Origin of the sequence: Klugiella xanthotipulae (assembly GCF_006716695.1) — a bacterium.
GTDB classification, from domain to species: domain Bacteria; phylum Actinomycetota; class Actinomycetes; order Actinomycetales; family Microbacteriaceae; genus Klugiella; species Klugiella xanthotipulae.
Genome location: NZ_VFPN01000003.1, coordinates 24,241 through 42,736, shown reverse-complemented (window position 1 = coordinate 42,736; position 18,496 = coordinate 24,241). Strand labels below are relative to the sequence as shown.

The window sequence follows — 18,496 nt, the reverse complement described above, 5'->3', positions numbered from 1 at the left end:
GCCTAGGCTTTCTGCACCGCGAGAGTGATGAGCTCGGTAATCAGCTCTGGATAACTCACACCACTGACAGCCCAGCAGCGTGGAAACATTGAGATGGGGGTGAAACCGGGCATAGTGTTGATCTCATTGACAACCGGTCCCTGCTCGGTGAGAAAAAAGTCAACCCGCGCCAACCCCGACCCACCAATCGCCGTAAAAGCGCGGGCCGCGTGATCCTGGAGGGAAGCCAGTTCTTCGTCGGTGAGAATCGCTGGACACACCAATTCGATACCGGGCGCATCCAGGTACTTGGCCTCAAAGTCGTAGAACTCTCGACCCGTCACAATAATCTCGCCCGCCCAAGAGACACGCGGAGGCTCGCCACGACGTCCTTCGAGCACAGCCAACTCAATTTCCCGGCCCACGACACCGGACTCGATGAGCACACGCTCATCCGACTCAAAAGCCGTCGCGAGGGCGGCAGCCAGACCATCCAGCTGGGAGACGCGGGTCACCCCCACGCTGGACCCAGCCCGGGAGGGTTTCACAAATACGGGAAGACCCAGCTCAGCAACAGCTCGCTCGGGAAGGCGGGGATCGTTCTGCACCTGAGCCGCGGTCACGGTGCGCCACGGGGCCACGCTCAACCCGCTGTAGGCGAGGACCGTCTTAGTGAAGTGCTTATCCATGCCGAGGGCGGAGGCTAAAACGCCCGACCCCACGAAGGGAAGCGAGATAAGATCCAGCAAACCCTGCACTGTACCGTCTTCACCGAATGGACCGTGCAGGAGGGGAAAGACCACGTCAATATCGCCCAGTGAGCTCACCCGCCCCTCGGGATCAACCACACGCAACTCTCGAGTGGCACTGCTCTCGGGCCAGAGGATGCGGGAGCCATTATCGGTGACACACGGCATCCGCTCTGGGTTGAGGGCAAACTTTGCCACACTATCCTCTTCGGGCACGAAAGCCCCTTCGCGGGTAATACCCACCGGAATCACCTCGTAGCGATCCCGGTCAATCGCCGACAGCACCCCACTCACGGTGGCACAGCTAATTTCGTGTTCACTCGAACGGCCGCCAAAAAGCAGCACAACCCGCACGCGTTGTTGATTCATCACATCCCCTTCAGTGTGTTCCAGAGACGACGTAATCCGCGTGTTTCCTCCGGAGCCTCCTGTGGAAGGATATCCGAGCTCTCGGGTTGCGGTACGCCATCTTCAGTGGTGAGATGGGGGGCAAGATTCTGCGGTGAAAGGGTGCCTTCCAGCACCATGTTGACCTGTTCCACAATCGGCATCGACACCCCGCGGCTCTGCGCCAGAGCCAAGACGGGGCGCACGGAGGCGATACCCTCAGCGGTCTGGTTCATCTGTGCTACCACGTCGTCCAGGTTATAGCCCTGCCCCAGGAGACGGCCAGCAGTATTGTTCCGGGAAAGCGGCGACTGACACGTGGCGATCAGGTCTCCCAGGCCAGCGAGGCCCTGAAGCGTAGGTGGCTCGGCCCCAAATGCCACCGCAAAATCAGTCATCTCTACCAGACCGCGCGTAATAATAGAGGCCTTGGTGTTTTCGCCGTAGCCCACGCCATCCACGATGCCGATCGCCAACGCGATGAGGTTCTTCAACACGCCACCAAATTCGGTGCCGATTACGTCAACATTGACAAACGTCTTGAAGTAGGGTGTGGCGGAAGCCATCGCCACCGTCTTCGCCAGCTCCAAGCTGCGTGATGAAGCAACAGCCGCGGTGGGCTGCTCCTGGGCGATTTCGAGTGCAAGGTTGGGCCCCGAGACAACAGCAATCCGGTCAGGGTCATAATCAAGAGTTTCCTCAATGACCTGGCTCATCCGCAGGTTGGTGCCACGTTCAACCCCCTTCATTAAACTGACCAGCGCCGCGTCTCCGTTGAGTGAGGATTCGATGGCCGGAAGCTGCCCGCGCAGCGACTGACTCGGAACCGCCAGAAACACGAGACTCGCCCCGGAGACGGCCTCCGCAAGATCGGGAGTAGCCGTGACGGAGAGAGGTAGGTTAATACCCGGAAGGTAGTCACTATTCCGCTTGGCGATCGAGATCTCCTGGGCGAGTTCGGGGCGACGCGCCCACATCACAACCTCGCTCCCCGCATCCCCCAGAATCTTGGCGAAACTTGTACCCCAACTGCCCGCCCCCACGACAGCCACCCGACGACCCGTACTATTCCTCGAACGGGGGCCAGCGGGTGTCATCAAAACTTACCTGTTTCTGTCTGGTTGTTACGGGCTGGATCCCAGCGCTCGGGCGGTGGAGTTGCGCTCCGCAACTCACCCAGGAGGTCTGAGATTGCCGCCATAAGTCGGTCCGTTGCCATAGCGAGCGTCTTCTGGTCGAGAACCTGCCCTGCAAGATCAGACAGGTCCACCGGATCCCCGATAATGACGGAAATCCGTTTACGCGGGAACGGGTGAATGTTCTTGCCATAGCGCGGCATGAGCTCCTGAGTGCCCCAGTGTGCGCTCGGAATCAGCGGGATATCGTTCTCCAGCGCCAGCCGCACCGCACCACTCTTACCACGCATAGGCCACAGATCCGGCTCACGCGTGAGCGAACCCTCAGGGTACACGATGAGCCCCTGTCCGTGAACCACCAGCTGTTGGGCGGCACGGATTGGTTGCGAGGAGCCCCCGCCCGCCCGCTCCACCGGAATCTGCCCCGACGTGCGCAGCATCCAGCCCACCACCGGAATCTTAAACAGACTCGCCTTGGCCATAAAACGCGGTTGGCGACCCAGTTTCCAGACGGCGACACCCATCACAATGGGATCAATCTCGCTGTAGTGGTTAGGGGCCAGGACGAACGGCCCCTGAGCGGGCAGCTTCTCCGAATTCACAAAGCGGTACCGCACCATGAGCGCCCACAGAGGCAGCACAATACTAGCCAGCAGCCAGAAGATCGAGGGCCGAGACTTCTCGGGGCTGCGCGGTCGGGACGCTTTTTGAGGTGAAGGCACACAACGATTATTCCCTATCTTGGCTGCGTGAACGGTATCCAAGCGGGACCGCGACTGTGAATTTACTGACCTTTCGCACGCAGCAAACGCCCCGCTGACGCGGTGCGTCAGCGGGGCGAGAAAAAGGCTTTCTGTCTCTATGGGCTAAGCTTCAAAGACGAAGTCTGCACCAAGCTGGCGCAACTTACCAATAAAATCCTCATAACCGCGCGAGATAATACCCACGTTGCTCACGGTGGACTGGCCCTCGGCCGTGAGCGCGGCGATCAAGTGACTGAAACCGCCACGCAAATCCGGGACCTCAACATCCGCGCCCTTGAGCGGAGTAGGCCCGGTAATCACGGCGGCCTGCTCAAAATCACGGCGCGCTACACGGCGCTTGTACCCTTCTAAGCCGTCCTTATAAACGACGATATCGGCACCCATCTTATTGAGAGCGTCGGTAAAACCGAAGCGATTCTCGTACACGGTCTCATGGATGGTGGATACACCGTTGGCCTTGGTGAGGGCGACCACGAGTGGCTGCTGCCAATCGGTCATGAAGCCGGGGTGGACATCCGTCTCGATGACAACGGGTTTGAGCTCGCCGCCGGGGTGGTAAAACCGGATACCGTCATCCTCAATCTCGAAGGCTCCACCCACCTTGCGGAAGATATTGAGGAAGGTCATCATCTCCTCCTGACGCGCACCGCCAACAAAGATGTCACCCTCGGTAGCCAACGCTGCCGCCGCCCAGCTGGCGGCCTCGTTGCGGTCAAAGATGGCGCTGTGCTTGTAGCCGTGCAGCTCTTCGACACCCTCGATGAAGATGACGCGATTGGGCTCCACGTTGATGATGGCCCCCATCTTCTGCAGAATCGCAATGAGATCCATAATCTCGGGCTCAATTGCGGCGTTCTTTAACTCGGTGGTGCCCTCCGCGAGGACAGAGGTGAGCAGGACCTGCTCGGTTGCCCCCACGCTCGGATACGGCAACTCGATATCTGCACCGTGCAAACCGTTGGGGGCCGTCATCCGGATACCGCTCGGCAACTTCTCAACGACCGCGCCAAACTTGCGCAGGGCATCCAGGTGGAAGTCAATCGGACGGTCACCGATCCGGCAGCCACCCAAATCGGGAATGAAGGCCTCACCCAGCCGGTGCAACAGCGGCCCGCAGAACAGGATCGGGATGCGCGAGCTACCGGCGTGAGCATCGATGTCGGCCATATGTGCCGACTCCACCCTGCTCGGGTCCAGATAGTAATCACCGGGGGTGTCTCCCTTAGTGATCTGAACTCCATGCAGGGCCAGAAGTCCCGCTACAACCCGGACATCACTGATGTTCGGTACGTTGCGGAGGAGGCTGGTGCTCTGGCCGAGAAGGGCCGCAACCATAGCCTTTGTCGCGAGGTTTTTGGCCCCACGAACCTCGATTCGACCCTTGAGCGGTCGCCCACCGTTGATGATAATTTCATCGGATGTGAGTCCCACACGTTCTCCTGCCTTACGAGCATCGGTGTTCAGGTCGTTATTCTCAATTTGCTTCAAGCTATTTCACCGGGAGTGTTTGGGGCCGCCACGACTGGCGACGAGCTTCGAATTCGGTAATTTTGTGCTCATTGCGAAGGGTCAGGGCGATGTCGTCCAAGCCCTCCATGAGCCGCCACCTAGTGTAGTCGTCAATACTGAAGCCCACTGTCAGGTCGGAGACCCGGACGCTGCGCTCCTCCAGGTTAATGGTGACCTCGACACCCGGATTCGCCTCGATTGCGGCCCAAACCTTTGCAATGTCCGCTTCCTCAACCTGGGCGGCAAGCAGCCCTTGTTTACTCGAGTTACCTCGAAAAATATCGCCAAACCTCGAACTTAACACGGCACGGAACCCGAAATCACGGAGCGCCCATACGGCGTGCTCACGTGAGGATCCCGTACCGAAGTCGGGACCGGCCACCAGCACAGAGGCCCCCTGAAAGGGAGCTCGGTTCAAAACGAACTCAGGGTCCTGCCGCCAGCCGGCAAACAGGGCATCCTCAAATCCCGTCTTGGTCACGCGTTTCAGGTAGACCGCCGGGATGATCTGGTCGGTATCCACGTTAGACCGCTCTAACGGGGCAGCGATACCGGTGAAAGTAGTGAATTTTTCCATTAGAGCGCGGCCTCTCGTTCAGCGGTAGACGTGTCCTGAGCATCATGGGTGATCCCCTGGCTGGCATCGTTCTGTAAGTCCCAGGGACTCGACAACGTTCCACGGATAGCCGTCGCCGCCGCAACCAGCGGAGATACCAGGTGAGTGCGGCCGCCCTTACCCTGGCGACCCTCAAAATTACGATTACTCGTTGAAGCGCAGCGCTCCCCCGGTGCCAGTTGATCGGGGTTCATCCCCAGACACATAGAACAGCCGGCGAAACGCCACTCGGCACCAAAGTCCTGAAAGATCTGATCGAGCCCCTCTGCCTCAGCTTCGAGCCGCACCCGAGCGGAACCCGGCACCACCAGCATCCGGACGTTGTCGGCTTTCTTCTTGCCGCGAACCACCTCGGCCGCGGCCCGTAGATCTTCGATGCGGCTGTTGGTGCAGGAGCCGAGAAAGACGGTATCAACCGGAATATCCTTCATAGGGGTCCCCGCGATCAGGCCCATGTATTCGAGCGCCCGCTCGGCGGCGGCGCGCTCGTTGGGATCAGACATCTCAGCCGGGTGTGGCACGGGCTCACTCAGCAGCACACCCTGGCCCGGGTTCGTGCCCCAGGTCACAAAAGGTTCCAGGTCAGTTGCGTCCAGGAAGACCTCGGCATCGAACACGGCCCCCTCATCGGTTGGCAACGTCTTCCAGTAGGCGACAGCCTCATCCCAATCGGCACCGGTTGGCGCGTGGTCGCGGCCCCTCACATACTCAAAGGTGACCTCATCGGGTGCGACCATGCCGGCGCGTGCACCGGCCTCAATCGACATATTGCAGATTGTCATCCGTCCCTCCATCGAGAGCGAACGAATGGCGGAACCGCAGAATTCCAGCACATACCCCTGGCCACCACCGGTACCGATCTTGGCGATCACTGCGAGAATGATGTCCTTGGCCGTTACGCCGGGACGCAACTCACCCTCCACCCGAATCGCCATAGTTTTAAACGGCTTGAGGGGCAGTGTCTGGGTGGCCATAACGTGTTCCACCTCGGAGGTGCCGATGCCAAACGCCATCGCACCGAACGCGCCGTGGGTGGAGGTATGAGAATCGCCACACACAACAGTGATGCCGGGCATTGTCAGCCCCAGTTGCGGACCGACAACATGAACAATCCCCTGCTCTTTGTCGCCAAGTGAGTGTAGACGCACACCAAACTCTGCGGCATTGGTGCGCAGGGTTTCAATCTGAATACGACTCGTGGGATCGGCAATCTGCCGGTCAATGTTGAGCGTGGGGGTGTTGTGATCCTCCGTCGCAATTGTGAGATCGACCCGGCGCAACGGCCGACCGGCCAGGCGCAGACCATCAAAGGCTTGGGGGCTGGTGACCTCGTGCACCAGGTGCAGGTCGATGTAGATGAGGTCGGGGTTGCCGTCTTCCCCACGGACGACGACGTGGTCATCCCATACTTTCTCGGCCAGGGTGCGAGGACGGACATCCACAGCAATTTGTTCAGTCATTTCGCGTTCTTCTCACAGGTTGAAATCGGTCGGGCCACGACAGAACTCCGCGACGGGGATGGTCCGTAGGCTAGGACCCGTCGCGGCCACTAAGAAGAAGTCGGGCGAACTGCATTCCCACAGAATAGCACCCCGTTCCGAGCGCTCTGCCACATCGGGCTAATCGTCGCGCCCCAGATGCAGGTGCTCGCCCGAACTGGCATCCTCTCGCCTGGCCTTAATCAGACTAGCCACGGTGGCAACGGCCATTGCCACAACGATGAAGCCCAGAGACATCCAGGTACTGATCTCGGGAACCCAGTCAATATGCTCACCGCCGTTAATAAATGGCACCTCGTTGACGTGCAGGGCATGGAACACAAGCTTGACACCGATAAAGGCGAGGATAGCCGCAATACCGTACTTAAGGTATTCCAGACGGTCTAGGAGACCACCCAGCAGGAAGTACAACTGCCGCAGCCCCATCAGAGCGAAGACGTTCGCGGTGAAGACGATAAATGCGCTCTGGGTAATACCAAAAATGGCCGGAATTGAGTCGATCGCAAAGAGGAGATCGGTGGTACCAATCGCGATAAAGACAATGAGCATGGGGGTCCAGTGCTTAACACCGTTGACTGAGACGCGAAACTTGGTGCCAGTGAACTCATCCGTGATGCGCACACGCCGACGCAACAACCGCACAAGAGCATTTTCCGTGCCCTCCTCATCCTCCTTCTCCGGCAGAGCCTGTTTCCAGGCGGTGTAGACGAGGAAAGCCCCAAAAATATAGAAGATCCAGCTGAAGTTCTCGATCAACTGGGCACCCGCGAGGATGAAGATGCCGCGCAGGATGAGCGCCAGAATGATGCCGATCATCAGCACTTCCTGCTGGTACTTTTTGGGCACCGCAAACTGACCCATAATGAGGACAAAGACAAAGAGATTGTCGATACTCAGGCTGTACTCCGTAAGCCAGCCGGCCAGGAACTCCGCCCCGTGCTTCGGGTCCCCAATCGTAAACATGAGACCGGCAAAGATGAGCGCGAGCACTACATAGAAAGATACCCAGAGACTAGCTTCTCGCATCGACGGGATATGGGGCCGCCTGGCGACAAGAGCAAGATCGACGATCAAAATGATGGTGAGTACCACCATCGAGGTGATCTCAAACAACGGAGGAAGAGCTGCTGACACAGAGAATCCTTACAACATCGGTCGAGCGGGTAAACCGCACAAAAGAACCGAAAGTCTCTCCCCAACAACCCGTACAGGCTATTGCACCGCATCCGGGTCCACGTTCGATGCGGGCCGTACTGACGAACACGGCGAACCGGGATACTCCCCTTCGCTCAGGCAATATTACACTACTCGACGCCAAAAACCTCGGCGGGCCCGGATACCCGCGAGGGATAATCCGGGCCCGCCGAGGTGCCATTCGAAACGCTAGCCGCCCAGCGAGAGCGCCTGAGCCAGCGCATCCTGAAGGCGCTGGTCAGCCTCGCCGTACGCAGCCCAGTCGCCGTCTTTCATAGCCGTCTCACGGTCCGTAATCGCCTTCTGCATGGCTTTCAGGGCGGCCTGAAGGTCTGCCGATGAGTCACCCGGGGTCGAAGTCGAGTCAGATTTATCCGACTCGGTCGGCTCGACCGTGGGGGTACTGCCCGAATCTGTCTCGGCAGATGGCAGGTTCTGATCACCAGCCGTGGCTCCGGAATCTCCGCCAAACAGCTTGTCGAGAGCCAGATCGAGGGTGTCCTCGAACGCAATCTGGTCGCCAAAGGCCACCAGAATCTTTTTGAGCACGGGGTAACTGGTCTCGGTCTGGGACTTCACGTAGACAGGCTGCACATAGAGCAGACCGCCACCAACAGGAAGCGTGAGCAGGTTTCCGTTGATCACCTTTGTCTGTCCACCGTTGCTCAGAATATTGAGCACGGTGGAAACCTGGTTATCGGTCGTAAAGTTGTTCTGCACCTGGCCAGGTCCAGGAATCGATTCGCCCTTCGGTAGCGTGAGCAGCCGAAGCGTACCGTAACCCTCAGAGACCTTACCGTCGGTATTGCCCGCGTTGGCATTGGCCGTGAGATACCCGGTAAGCACGTTGCGTGCCGTCTCACCGGTCGCCAGCGGGATGTAGGTGCTGTATATCGAGTACGTCGGGTCCTCGTCCTTGCCCGGAGACAGGGTGAGGTAGTACGGAGGTTGCAGAACATCCTTGGTGCTCTTTGACACGGGGTCGTTGGGCGTGCGCCAGGCATCTTCCTTTGAGTAAAATGCACCGGCCTCGGTAACGTGGTACTGCCCCAGCACAGCGCGCTGTACCTTGAAGAGGTCGGCAGGGTAACGCACGTGGCTCAGCAAATCGCCGCTCATCTCTGACACCGGCTTGACCGTGTTCGGAAAGATCTTCTGCCAGGTCTTGAGGATTGGGTCCTCAGTGTTCCAGGCATAAAGCGTGACCGAGCCATCGTAGGCATTGACCGTGGCCTTGACCGAGTTACGGATGTAGTTAATATCGTCAAATGCCAAGGCTCGTTCGGCCGTGTCGCTATCGGCCGTGAGCTGACTCATACCGTTGATATCGGAGTACGGGTACTTATCTGAGATGGTGTAACCGTCCACGATCCAGACCAGCTTGCCATCGACCACGGAGGCATACGGGTCAGAGTCAAGGGTTAGGTAGGGTGCCACCTTCTGAACTCGTGTGAGCGGGTCGCGGTCGTACATGATCTGCGAACTGTTGGTGACATCCTCGGAGAGCACAATTTGCTCCGACTGGAACTTGAGCGCATAGACAAGGCGTTTCAGGAAGTTGTCGAGCTTGGGTCCGCCGTCACCGGTAAAGGTCGTGCGGGTCTGGTTCTCGCCGTCCTTACCTGCAGGGTAGTCGAGTTCAACATCCTTCTTGCCCGAACCGCCCACAATCGAGTAGGTGGGCGAGGACTCACCGAAGTAGACGCGGGGTTCAAAGTCTCCCAGTTGGCCCTCGGTGGGGATACCAGACTCCATAAACTCCGGCTGTCCCTCAACGGAGCGCTGGTTACCATAGGCAGCCACGAGGCCGTACCCGTGCGTGTACACGAGCGTCTTGTTGTACCAGCCCTCCTGGTTGGTGGCGTTGATGTCGCGAACGCCAACCACGGCATCCTGGACCTTGCCATCAATCTCGTAGCGGTCAACGTCGAGTCGATCCGCAAACTGGTAATAGGGCTTAATCTGCTCAAGCTGAGCCACGGTGGGCGGCACAATCGAAGGGTCCAGGATACGGATATTGGAGGTTGTCACAGCGTCGTTACGGAGGGCACCAGGCTCGGCATCCGTAATAGCGTCATAAGGCACTACCTCAACGTCGGACAGGCCGTAGGCATCCCGAGTCATGTCGATATTGCGCTGAATAAAGGGGCTTTCGAGTGTCTTCTCGCTCGGGTCTACCTGGAAGCGCTGCACCACCCAGGGGTACAGGCTACCCACCACGAGGCTGCTCACGATAAGCAGAGCTGTGCCTACGAGCGGCAGGCGCCAACGGCCATTAACCGCAGTGACCACGAAGAGCACCGCAACCAAGACCGCAATGACCGCGAGGATAGCCTTACTCGGAATGGTGGCATTGACATCGGTGTACCCGGCCCCCGTGATGAGACCGTTCGAACTCGTGAGGGTGGCGAACTGGTCGAGCCAGATACTCACCCCCTGAACGAGCAGGTAGACCGCTGCGAGAACAGCGATCTGGATACGCGCGCTCTTGGAGACACGGAAATCCTTACCCGTGACCGAGATACCACCGTAGAGATATGACGTGGCAATCGAGAGTAGAAGGCAGATAAGGATAACCGCCGAGGCAAACCCGGCAACGCCCTGATAGAACGGCAACTCAAACATGTAAAAGGTCACGTCAAGACCGAACTGAGGATCTGTGGTTCCTGCCGGGGTCCGGTTGAGCCACACAAGCACGACCTCCCAGCGAGACGCCGCTGACAGACCCGCGAAGATACCAAAGGCAGCAGGGATACCAAACGACGCCAGCTTACGCAGGGGCTCAATGACCTCCTGGTAGCGATCCAGTTGGGCGTTGAGCTTCGCGTAGACCGGCCGCTTACGGTAGCCGAGCTCAATGGCGATGTAGAGCGGAACTGCCATGGCAATGAAACCCACAATAAAAAGGGTGATGCTGGCGATCCACTGCGTGGTGAGCACGCTGAGGAATCCGAGTTGATCGAACCACAGGACATCGGCATACACCCCAGACAGTGCGAGGAATGCGACGATGAGAACACCAACGATGACAGCCGTGAGCGCGAGTGGCGAACGGCGTTTCTTGCGGGTGGTCTCTGGACGGCTCTCTGCAGCAGTAGTCAACTCAGGCCTCTTCATGGGTTAGCGGTCAGGGGATAACTCTACCTGTTCCTGGCTGAGGTTCAGCCGATCTCACAGCGGGGAAGCGATTCGACATCCCCTCCCGATGTCACGGTGTCCAGCACATGGAGGGAATCAGCAAGGGTCTCTACGGGATAAATCTCCATACTGTCGGGTATTCCCTCCCCCAATTCGCCACAGTTCGCGGTGGGCAGAAGAAAAATCGTGGCTCCGGCGGCAGCCGCGGCAAAGGCCTTCTGGCGTACGCCGCCGATGGCCCCCACCGCACCGCTCGCCGAGATGGTTCCCGTCCCTGCAATGTCAAAGCCGCCCGTGAGGTTGTCCGGGGTGGTTTTATCGATGATACCGAGCGCAAACATCATGCCGGCACTCGGTCCGCCAACCCGGTCAAGCTGTACCGTAACGTCGATCGGGAAGGTATAGCTGACAACAACCGAAATACCCATCACGGCCACCTCGGTACCATCGGATGCCGTGACGATCACGGGGGTGATCTTCACCTCTGTGGCCGTACCGTCACGCAGGATACCCACAGTTGCCGGACTATCCACACCGTGCGCAGCTATCTTGCCGCGCAAATCCACGAGATCATGTACCGGCTGGCCGTCAACGGAGGTAACGATGTCGTCTTTCTCGAACACACCGACGGCCGGCGACTCGTCGGTCACCGCGGTGACCGTAAGCGTGGTATCGAAGGGTGTACCCATCTCCGTCAGCGCGGCGGCAATCGCGGTCTGCTGCGAGTCCACCATCTGCACGCGGTTTTGCTCGGTACGCTCCTCCGCGGTCACACTGGGCGGGAAGAGCGCCTCCAGGGGAAGCACCACCTTTGTCCGATCAAACCACGCACTAGCAACCCCAAAAATCGAGGCCGGATACTCGGGGGTGCCAACGGTAGACACCGTCAGCAGGTTGAGGGAGCCCGTAGTGTCGTAGCTAGGGGTGCCCGAGATCTCGATCATCGGAACCTCCTTGTCCTCCACGGTAACGGCACCCAGGGTGTCATAGACCGGCCCAGGCTGCTCGATGACGTAACCCGTTGGCACGAGCAGGAGTACCCCGATGGCCACGACCGCCACGAGCGCCGAGCCGGTGGTGACGACCCGTTTGCGGGATATCCGCGGGGCTGATCTCGGGATATCCCTGCCCTCGCTCCCGTTCACATCACTGAGATTCACCGTTGACACCCTCTCCCCTCTCCGCCCCGGGGCCGCCCGTGACTTCTTCTGTTCGCCGCAAGCACAAACGCAACCGGCCCAGCCTAGAGCATTTTCAGCCTCAACCGGGGCTGCTCGGGTTAGCGTAGGTGTACTGCCCGTAAGCATCCTAACTCGCGGGTACCTGCCCACCTGAACGAGGACGCGATCATGGCACACGACAACAACAGCGGCGACGAAAACAACACGCCCGACGACGAGTTCCAGCGCATACTCCGTGACCTCTTAGCTGGAAAGCCGGTAGAGGGTCTTCCCGAGGGCTTCACAATAGATCCCACACAGTTTGCCAACGCCGCAGGTCTCCCTACCGACCCGGCCGCGCTGGCCAACCTGTTTTCCACCCTCCAACGCGCGATGAACTCAACAGATGACAGCATCGACTGGTCGTTATCGACAGAAAACGCTAAGACCCTCGCCCGCCCCCAGACCCTCGAGGTATCGGCGGCTGATCGCGACGTCTTCGACCGAGAGCTCCAGGTCGCCGCCCTCTGGCTGAGCGAGGCTACCGATATCACTGAACTGAGTGAAACGCCCAAACTCCTCACCCGCACCGAATGGATCTCGCGCACCATGCCCACCTGGAGTCAGCTTGCCGAGCCGGTTGCACTCAGTATCTCGCAGGCGCTCACCGATGCGATGCGAGAGCATGCCTCCGAGGAGATGCTCGGGGCGGTCAACGGGGCAAGCCGTCTCATTCGCAACGTGGGCGGCGCTCTCTTTGCCACCCAATTGGGCCAAGTAATTGGCCAGCTTTCACAAGAGGTGGTATCGGGAGGCGATATCGGCATTCCCCTGATCGAGCACGACACGGCGGCTCTCGTGCCGCAAAACATCACGGCGTTCGGAACGGGTCTCGACATCCCGCTTGACCAGGTGCGTCTGTATCTGGCCGTGCGTGAACTCGCCCACGCCAGACTGTTCAGGAACGCCAAGTGGCTGCGTTTGCACCTAATCAGCGCCATCACCGACTATGCCCGCGGCATCCACATTGATATGTCGCGGCTCGAAAACTTTGCCAATGATTTTGACCCCACGAACTCAACTGAATTGCGTCAGGCGCTCACGACGGGCGCTTTCATCCCGCCCAAGACCGAGGCCCAAATATCGGCCCACTCGCGCCTAGATAGTATGCTCGCCCTGATCGAGGGGTGGGTGGATGTTGTCACCGCGGAGGCCACCAAGCGCCTACCCAAAGCCGATGCGATTGCCGAAATGGTGCGCCGTCGCCGGGCCACGGGAGGACCGGCCGAGTCGGCATTCTCAACGCTCGTAGGGCTGGAGTTACGCCCGCGACGACTGCGCGAGGCTGCAACCATGTGGACCCGCGTAAGCGAGGCGGGCGGCGCGGAGGCCCGCGATAATCTCTGGGCGCACCCGGATATTCTGCCCACGAGCGACGAAATCGATACCCCCGAACTGCTTCTGCAGCGTCTGGGCCTGATCACGGGCGGAACGACCGACGAGTCGCTCAGCGATATTGACCAGGCCATTGCCGCGCTTCTGAGCGATACGAGCATCGAACGCCCCGTTGAGGACACACACGGCGGGATCACGGATGACCCAACCGGCGGGGATCCCTCCGTCGGTAACACTCCGACGGTCTAACGCGCAAACGGGCAACTCGCGCTCACCTGTGGATAACGGGTGGCTGCAGCGGAGCAGAACACCCACACTGGATGTCATGTTCCGACAGCTCCCACCACGGCTTCCCCTCGTATGGCGTGATCCCTACACCCTTCAACTCGGAGTAGACCGGCCACGCGCTCAGCTTGACCACGTCACCCTGAGCGAGGAGCGCCTGCTGCACCTCCTGCACGTGGGGGTTGACGACGCCACCTACCAGGGCTGCGGTGAAGCCCTGGATGTCAGCCCCGCCCGACGAGACCAGATCCTCGCGACCTTTGCCCCGGTGCCACCCCGAATACCCCCGTCAGTCACAGCGACCCAGAGCATAATTGTCCTGAGCGGGACACATCCCGCCCGTGGTGAACTGACTCGAATACTTACCTCCCTTCACCACACTGTGGCGGCCCAGGATTCGCTCGCCCATCGCTCGCCATCGCTGGCCGTTATCTGCGCCGATTACGCGGTAGCTCCCAGCAGATACCGCGGCTGGCTGAGCGCGGATGTGCCACATGTACCCCTCGTCTTCTCGGATGAGACGGTGCGCTGGGGGCCGATTGTGGAGCCCGGCACCAGCGGCTGCCTGCTGTGTGTTGACCTGCATCAGCGAGATACCGACCCAGCGTGGCCCGCCATCGCAAGCCAGCTGGCACAGAGCAGGGCACCCGCGCAGCGCGAGGACCTCCTCCTGCTGGCAGTGGCCCACCTCGCGGGCGACATTCACAACCACCTCACCTCGGGTCGCAGCACACTGCGGAGTCGCAGCGCCCGCCTCGACTCGGAGACCCGAACAGTCACCTACACGGAGACTCCCGTGCACTCGGAGTGCGGTTGCCTGAGCCTAACCCGGCCCGCCCACGTACGCGGCGGTTAGCGTGCCAGGTCGTTGAGGAATCGCGAGGCCTGACGTTCACGGTGACCGCGCCGTGCCCAGGACAGCTGAAGCTCGCGACGTGCCCGTGTGATCGCCACGTAGAAGAGCCGCCGTTCCTCGGCGATGTCCTCGACCGTTTCCGCGTATGAGACGGGCAAGAGCCCCTCACTCACCCCCAGCACGAAGACAATATCCCACTCCAGACCCTTGGCTGTGTGAATGGTCGCGATTGTCACCGCATCGAGTGACGGCTCGTGCTGAGACTTCTGACGTTCCACAAGCTCGTCGCTGAAGGCCCGTACGGTGGTACCCGGCGGTGCCTCATCGGCCAGTGACATGAGCGCACCCAGCGCATCCCACTTGTCCCGGGTGGCACCGATACCCTCGGGTGGCTGCTGGGTCCAACCCAGCGAGCGGAGCACATCGCTCACCGTCTGGAAGAGCGGATCAGTACTGCCGACGAGCGCGGCAGCACGCAACGCGTGGATGGCCTGCCGCACCACCGGTCGATCAAAGAAACGGCCAGCCCCACGCACCTGGTAGCTGACACCGCGGCGACTCAGCGCCGCCTCGACACTAGCCGTCTGCACATTGAGGCGGCACAGCACAGCGATATCGCGAGCGGATGCACCCGCGGCAAGCCGGTCCGCAATCTGGGCAGCAACCCACTCGGCCTCGGCACGATCATCCGCGAGGACGGTCACAGCCGGTACCGGGCCGGTCTTCTGCGCGTCGGTCGCCGGCACCAGACTCAGAGCCCCTGGCTGGGACCGCATCAGCGAGTTTGCCGCACCCACAATCGGTGCGGACGAGCGATAATTATGCTCCAGCCGGACCACGGTGGCCTCCGGGTAGGTCGAAGGAAACCGGAGCAAGTAGTCGCTTGACGCGCCCGCAAACGAGTAGATGGTCTGGCTAGCATCCCCCACCACACAGAGATCCTGACGGTCCCCCACCCACGCCATCAGGAGAGCCTGCTGTAGCGGGGACACATCCTGATACTCGTCAACAACAAAATGCCGATACTGCTCGTGCACCTGGAGGGCCATCCGCGGTTCATTTTCGAGCATTCCCGTGGTGAGGAGGAGGACATCCTCAAAGTCAACCTGGCGGCGGTCATCCTTGAGCTTCTCGTACATCGCCTGCAACTCGATGAGCTGATGATAGGTGAGCCCGGCAGGCCGTGGCCGCTCGGCCGAATGCAACTCGTACTGCTCGGGGGTGAGGAGGTTGACCTTGCGCCACTCGATCTCGGCCGCAACATCGCGCAGAGTCTCGTGATCCACCCGGATATGCAAAAGCTCGGCAGCCTGGCCCAGAAGTTTCCCCTTACCCGAGATAACACTCGGAGCCACTCCACCCACCAGCTGAGGCCAGAAGAAACCCAGCTGCGAAAGCGCCGCGGAGTGAAACGTGCGTGCGCTCACACCGGATGCGCCCAGCTCACGCAGGCGAGTGCGCAGCTCGCTCGCTGCCCTGCTGGTGAAGGTGAGGGCCATGACTTTCTGCGGCGAGTAGATGCCGGTCGTCACCCCGTGGGCAATACGGTATGTGATGGTGCGCGTTTTACCTGTTCCTGCACCGGCCAGGATACACACGGGGCCGCGGAGGGCGAGGGCGGCTTGTCTCTGTTCGCTATCGAGATCAGCGAGAATGCTGCGAGAAGATGCCACTACGCCTCAGCTAACCACTCATCAATCAGTGCCCGCGCGATCGAGGACTTACCAGGCAGCCTAAGCGAGGGCAAATCTGCCCGCACCTCGTCGCGGCTCACCCACATCAGATCGACAATTTCCTGGCCATCGGGCACCGCATTGGTGGGGGTCTCGTCGTCGGCAAGGCGGGCGGTGAACCCCAGCATCAGCGAGCGCGGAAAGGGCCAAGGCTGGGAGGCCCGGTAGGTAGGCTCGACCACACGCAATCCGGATTCTTCCGCGACCTCACGCAGCACGGCTGCCTCCAGCGACTCACCAGCCTCGACGAAGCCAGCCAGGAGCGAGTACCGGCCAGCTTCCCACAACACATTGGAGCCGAGCAGGATGCGGTCATCCCGATCCCGGACCAGCACAATCACGGCAGGATCAGTGCGCGGAAAGAATTGCTCGCCAGAGTCGGGGTCACGGCGCATCCACCCACCCTGGTCAACCACTGTGGCCCGCCCCGTCGAGGGTGAGAACCGGTAGCGGGAGTGCCAGTTCGCGAGGGCGAGAGACTGGGTCAGGAGCGCCGCATCGCGCGCGGGCAGCAGGTGCGCCAGGGCGCGCAGGTTGCCCAGTGGGTAGCGGGTGGCGGGACTGTTTGTCAGCACCCGCAGCGCCACGTGTGTGGAACGACCACTCTCCAGGATGCGACCGAGATAAAAGTCATCGCCCTCGCCAGGCAGTTCATCTCGGGTCAGGAGAGCGAGACGAGGCGCATCGGAACCCCGATCAGCTCCGGCACTCGGCAGGAGGATAGCTTCGGCGCCCACCAGAACAACAAACCGCGTCTCGGGTGAACTCAGGGCGGCGGCGAGCGCCACCGGATTTTCCCGGGTGGCTGCGTCACGGTCGTCCACAGACGCGGCGAGTGGCAGGCGAAATTGATTCACCGAAGACATCGGTTCCTTTCATCAGAGTGGGTCGCGTTGCCGGGCCCTGCGGAGCGTCACGGGTTAGTCTTGAATAATGGGTCGTTCACATCTCACTCTAGCCGCGCTTGCCACCTCGGCCGTGCCGAATCTGGAGGTAACACAGGTCCGACAACACACCTACGGTGGCTCCGGAGATTTCTCCTCGGCGATGCTCAGCACACCCGACGGGAACGACCTCATCATTCGGATTCCCACTACTCAAGCGGCGGAAACGCTACAATCGGCCGATCTCCTGGGTCTCGCTGCGCTCACACCGGGGGCGCGTCACAACCTGCCGTTCCGTGTCGCTGAAGCACTCGGCCAGACCCGGGCCGGCAACACGCGCGCGATTGTCTACACATATCTTGACGGTGTGAAGGTGGATGGCTCGCGCATCACCGCCGACTCGACCATCGTGCCCTCAATCGCCCGCGCACTACAGGCCATCCATAATCTACCGAGTTCGCTGATTGTGGAGGCAGGGCTGCCCGTGCGCAGCGCCATCGAGGCGAGGGAGGAGACGACGCGGTTGATCGCGCGGGGCGAGGCGACGCGGTTGGTGCCGTCGAGCGTCCTGACCCGGTGGCAGCGGGTGATGGCGGACCGGGCCATCTGGCAGTTCCACAGCACCGTGGTCAACGGCGCACTGACATCGGAGTCGTTCCTCTACGACGATGCGGATTCCGTGAGCGGGGTGCTCGACTGGTCGCAGCTGCGGGTGGCCGATCCCGCGACCGATCTGGCGTGGCTCGCGGAGACCCCGGGGGACACCATGGTGACGGTTGTCGCGGAGTATGCGCGACTGCGGGATATCCCCGACCCGGCATCCCTCCTGCGACGGGCACAGTTTTACAGCGAGCTCGACATTGTGCGGTGGCTGTTGCACGGCAAGGATACGCACAGTACCGAGATCGTGGATGACGCGGTGGGGATGCTCGGTACACTCGTGGACCGAATCAGCGGCGAGGCGGTGACAGAGAAGCCAGTCATGGGGGTCACCGAGGCGGTTGACTTGCTCGGTCAGGTCCCCGGCATCATCCCGGGTAACCAGCACGGGGCCGACGGTCTCCTGGATGACCCCGAGCTTCAGCGCGACACCGATTTTGACGAGGATGACTCCGCTGAGCATTCCACATCGACCGCCACCGGTCCAATTCCAGTCCAGGGCGGGGATGCCGGGCCGACGGGTGGCTCCCCCAGAACACGCTAAAAGCACAT

General features: G+C 60.7%; 14 protein-coding genes. 3 read left to right on the top strand and 11 right to left on the bottom strand.

The genetic code is table 11. From position 1 onward, the window contains the following. Window positions 1-2: 2 nt before the first annotated feature. The 9 genes from FB466_RS09585 to FB466_RS09545 form a co-directional block, all read right to left on the bottom strand. Entirely contained in the window at window positions 3-1,097 is a 1,095-nt protein-coding gene (locus tag FB466_RS09585; protein WP_141918080.1) for a D-alanine--D-alanine ligase family protein, read from the bottom strand. After that, window positions 1,097-2,212: an NAD(P)H-dependent glycerol-3-phosphate dehydrogenase gene (locus FB466_RS09580; protein ID WP_141918076.1), complete on the bottom strand. Its 1,116-nt coding sequence runs from the start codon at window positions 2,210-2,212 to the stop codon at window positions 1,097-1,099. Before FB466_RS09580 ends, FB466_RS09585 begins: the two co-directional genes overlap by 1 nt. Further along, window positions 2,212-2,973: a lysophospholipid acyltransferase family protein gene (locus FB466_RS09575; RefSeq protein WP_246054614.1), complete on the bottom strand. Its 762-nt coding sequence runs from the start codon at window positions 2,971-2,973 to the stop codon at window positions 2,212-2,214. The genes FB466_RS09580 and FB466_RS09575 overlap by 1 nt, the downstream gene beginning before the upstream one ends. Window positions 2,974-3,117: 144 nt before the next feature. Continuing rightward, window positions 3,118-4,446: a UDP-N-acetylglucosamine 1-carboxyvinyltransferase gene (gene murA, locus FB466_RS09570; protein ID WP_141918073.1), complete on the bottom strand. Its 1,329-nt coding sequence runs from the start codon at window positions 4,444-4,446 to the stop codon at window positions 3,118-3,120. A 58-nt stretch (window positions 4,447-4,504) separates the two neighbouring features. Next, window positions 4,505-5,101 (bottom strand): 3-isopropylmalate dehydratase small subunit, encoded by a 597-nt coding sequence (gene leuD, locus FB466_RS09565; protein WP_141918070.1) that lies wholly within the window; start codon window positions 5,099-5,101, stop codon window positions 4,505-4,507. Further along, complete coding sequence (gene leuC / locus FB466_RS09560; RefSeq protein WP_141918068.1) at window positions 5,101-6,600, bottom strand: 3-isopropylmalate dehydratase large subunit; 1,500 nt, start codon at window positions 6,598-6,600, stop codon at window positions 5,101-5,103. The genes leuD and leuC overlap by 1 nt, the downstream gene beginning before the upstream one ends. A 159-nt stretch (window positions 6,601-6,759) precedes the next feature. Then, window positions 6,760-7,773: a TerC family protein gene (locus tag FB466_RS09555; RefSeq protein ID WP_211344806.1), complete on the bottom strand. Its 1,014-nt coding sequence runs from the start codon at window positions 7,771-7,773 to the stop codon at window positions 6,760-6,762. A 249-nt stretch (window positions 7,774-8,022) separates the two neighbouring features. Beyond that, on the bottom strand, window positions 8,023-10,950 hold the full coding sequence (locus tag FB466_RS09550; RefSeq protein WP_141918065.1) for a UPF0182 family membrane protein: 2,928 nt from the start codon (window positions 10,948-10,950) through the stop codon (window positions 8,023-8,025). 44 nt (window positions 10,951-10,994) lie between these two features. Beyond that, window positions 10,995-12,140: a YlbL family protein gene (locus tag FB466_RS09545; RefSeq protein WP_170206100.1), complete on the bottom strand. Its 1,146-nt coding sequence runs from the start codon at window positions 12,138-12,140 to the stop codon at window positions 10,995-10,997. 180 nt (window positions 12,141-12,320) lie between these two features. On the opposite strand from FB466_RS09545, the gene FB466_RS09540 reads away from it, so the two are divergent. Continuing rightward, window positions 12,321-13,775 carry a zinc-dependent metalloprotease gene (locus FB466_RS09540; RefSeq protein WP_141918057.1) on the top strand — a complete coding sequence of 485 codons (1,455 nt, stop codon included), beginning with the start codon at window positions 12,321-12,323 and terminating at the stop codon, window positions 13,773-13,775. Window positions 13,776-13,851: 76 nt separating this feature from the next. Beyond that, entirely contained in the window at window positions 13,852-14,667 is an 816-nt protein-coding gene (locus FB466_RS09535) for a hypothetical protein (protein WP_141918055.1), read from the top strand. Here FB466_RS09535 and FB466_RS09530 read toward each other — a convergent pair. Together FB466_RS09530 and nudC are read right to left on the bottom strand one after the other, a co-directional pair. Continuing rightward, the gene (locus FB466_RS09530; RefSeq protein WP_141918051.1) at window positions 14,664-16,340 is read right to left on the bottom strand and encodes an ATP-dependent helicase; all 1,677 of its coding nucleotides are present in this window, start codon (window positions 16,338-16,340) and stop codon (window positions 14,664-14,666) included. The two genes, FB466_RS09535 and FB466_RS09530, sit on opposite strands and share 4 nt — an antisense overlap. After that, window positions 16,340-17,266 (bottom strand): NAD(+) diphosphatase, encoded by a 927-nt coding sequence (gene nudC, locus FB466_RS09525; protein WP_141918047.1) that lies wholly within the window; start codon window positions 17,264-17,266, stop codon window positions 16,340-16,342. Before nudC ends, FB466_RS09530 begins: the two co-directional genes overlap by 1 nt. A 67-nt stretch (window positions 17,267-17,333) precedes the next feature. Here nudC and FB466_RS09520 point away from each other — a divergent pair, with 67 nt between their 5' ends. Beyond that, window positions 17,334-18,488: a phosphotransferase gene (locus tag FB466_RS09520; protein ID WP_141918043.1), complete on the top strand. Its 1,155-nt coding sequence runs from the start codon at window positions 17,334-17,336 to the stop codon at window positions 18,486-18,488. Window positions 18,489-18,496: the final 8 nt, after the last annotated feature.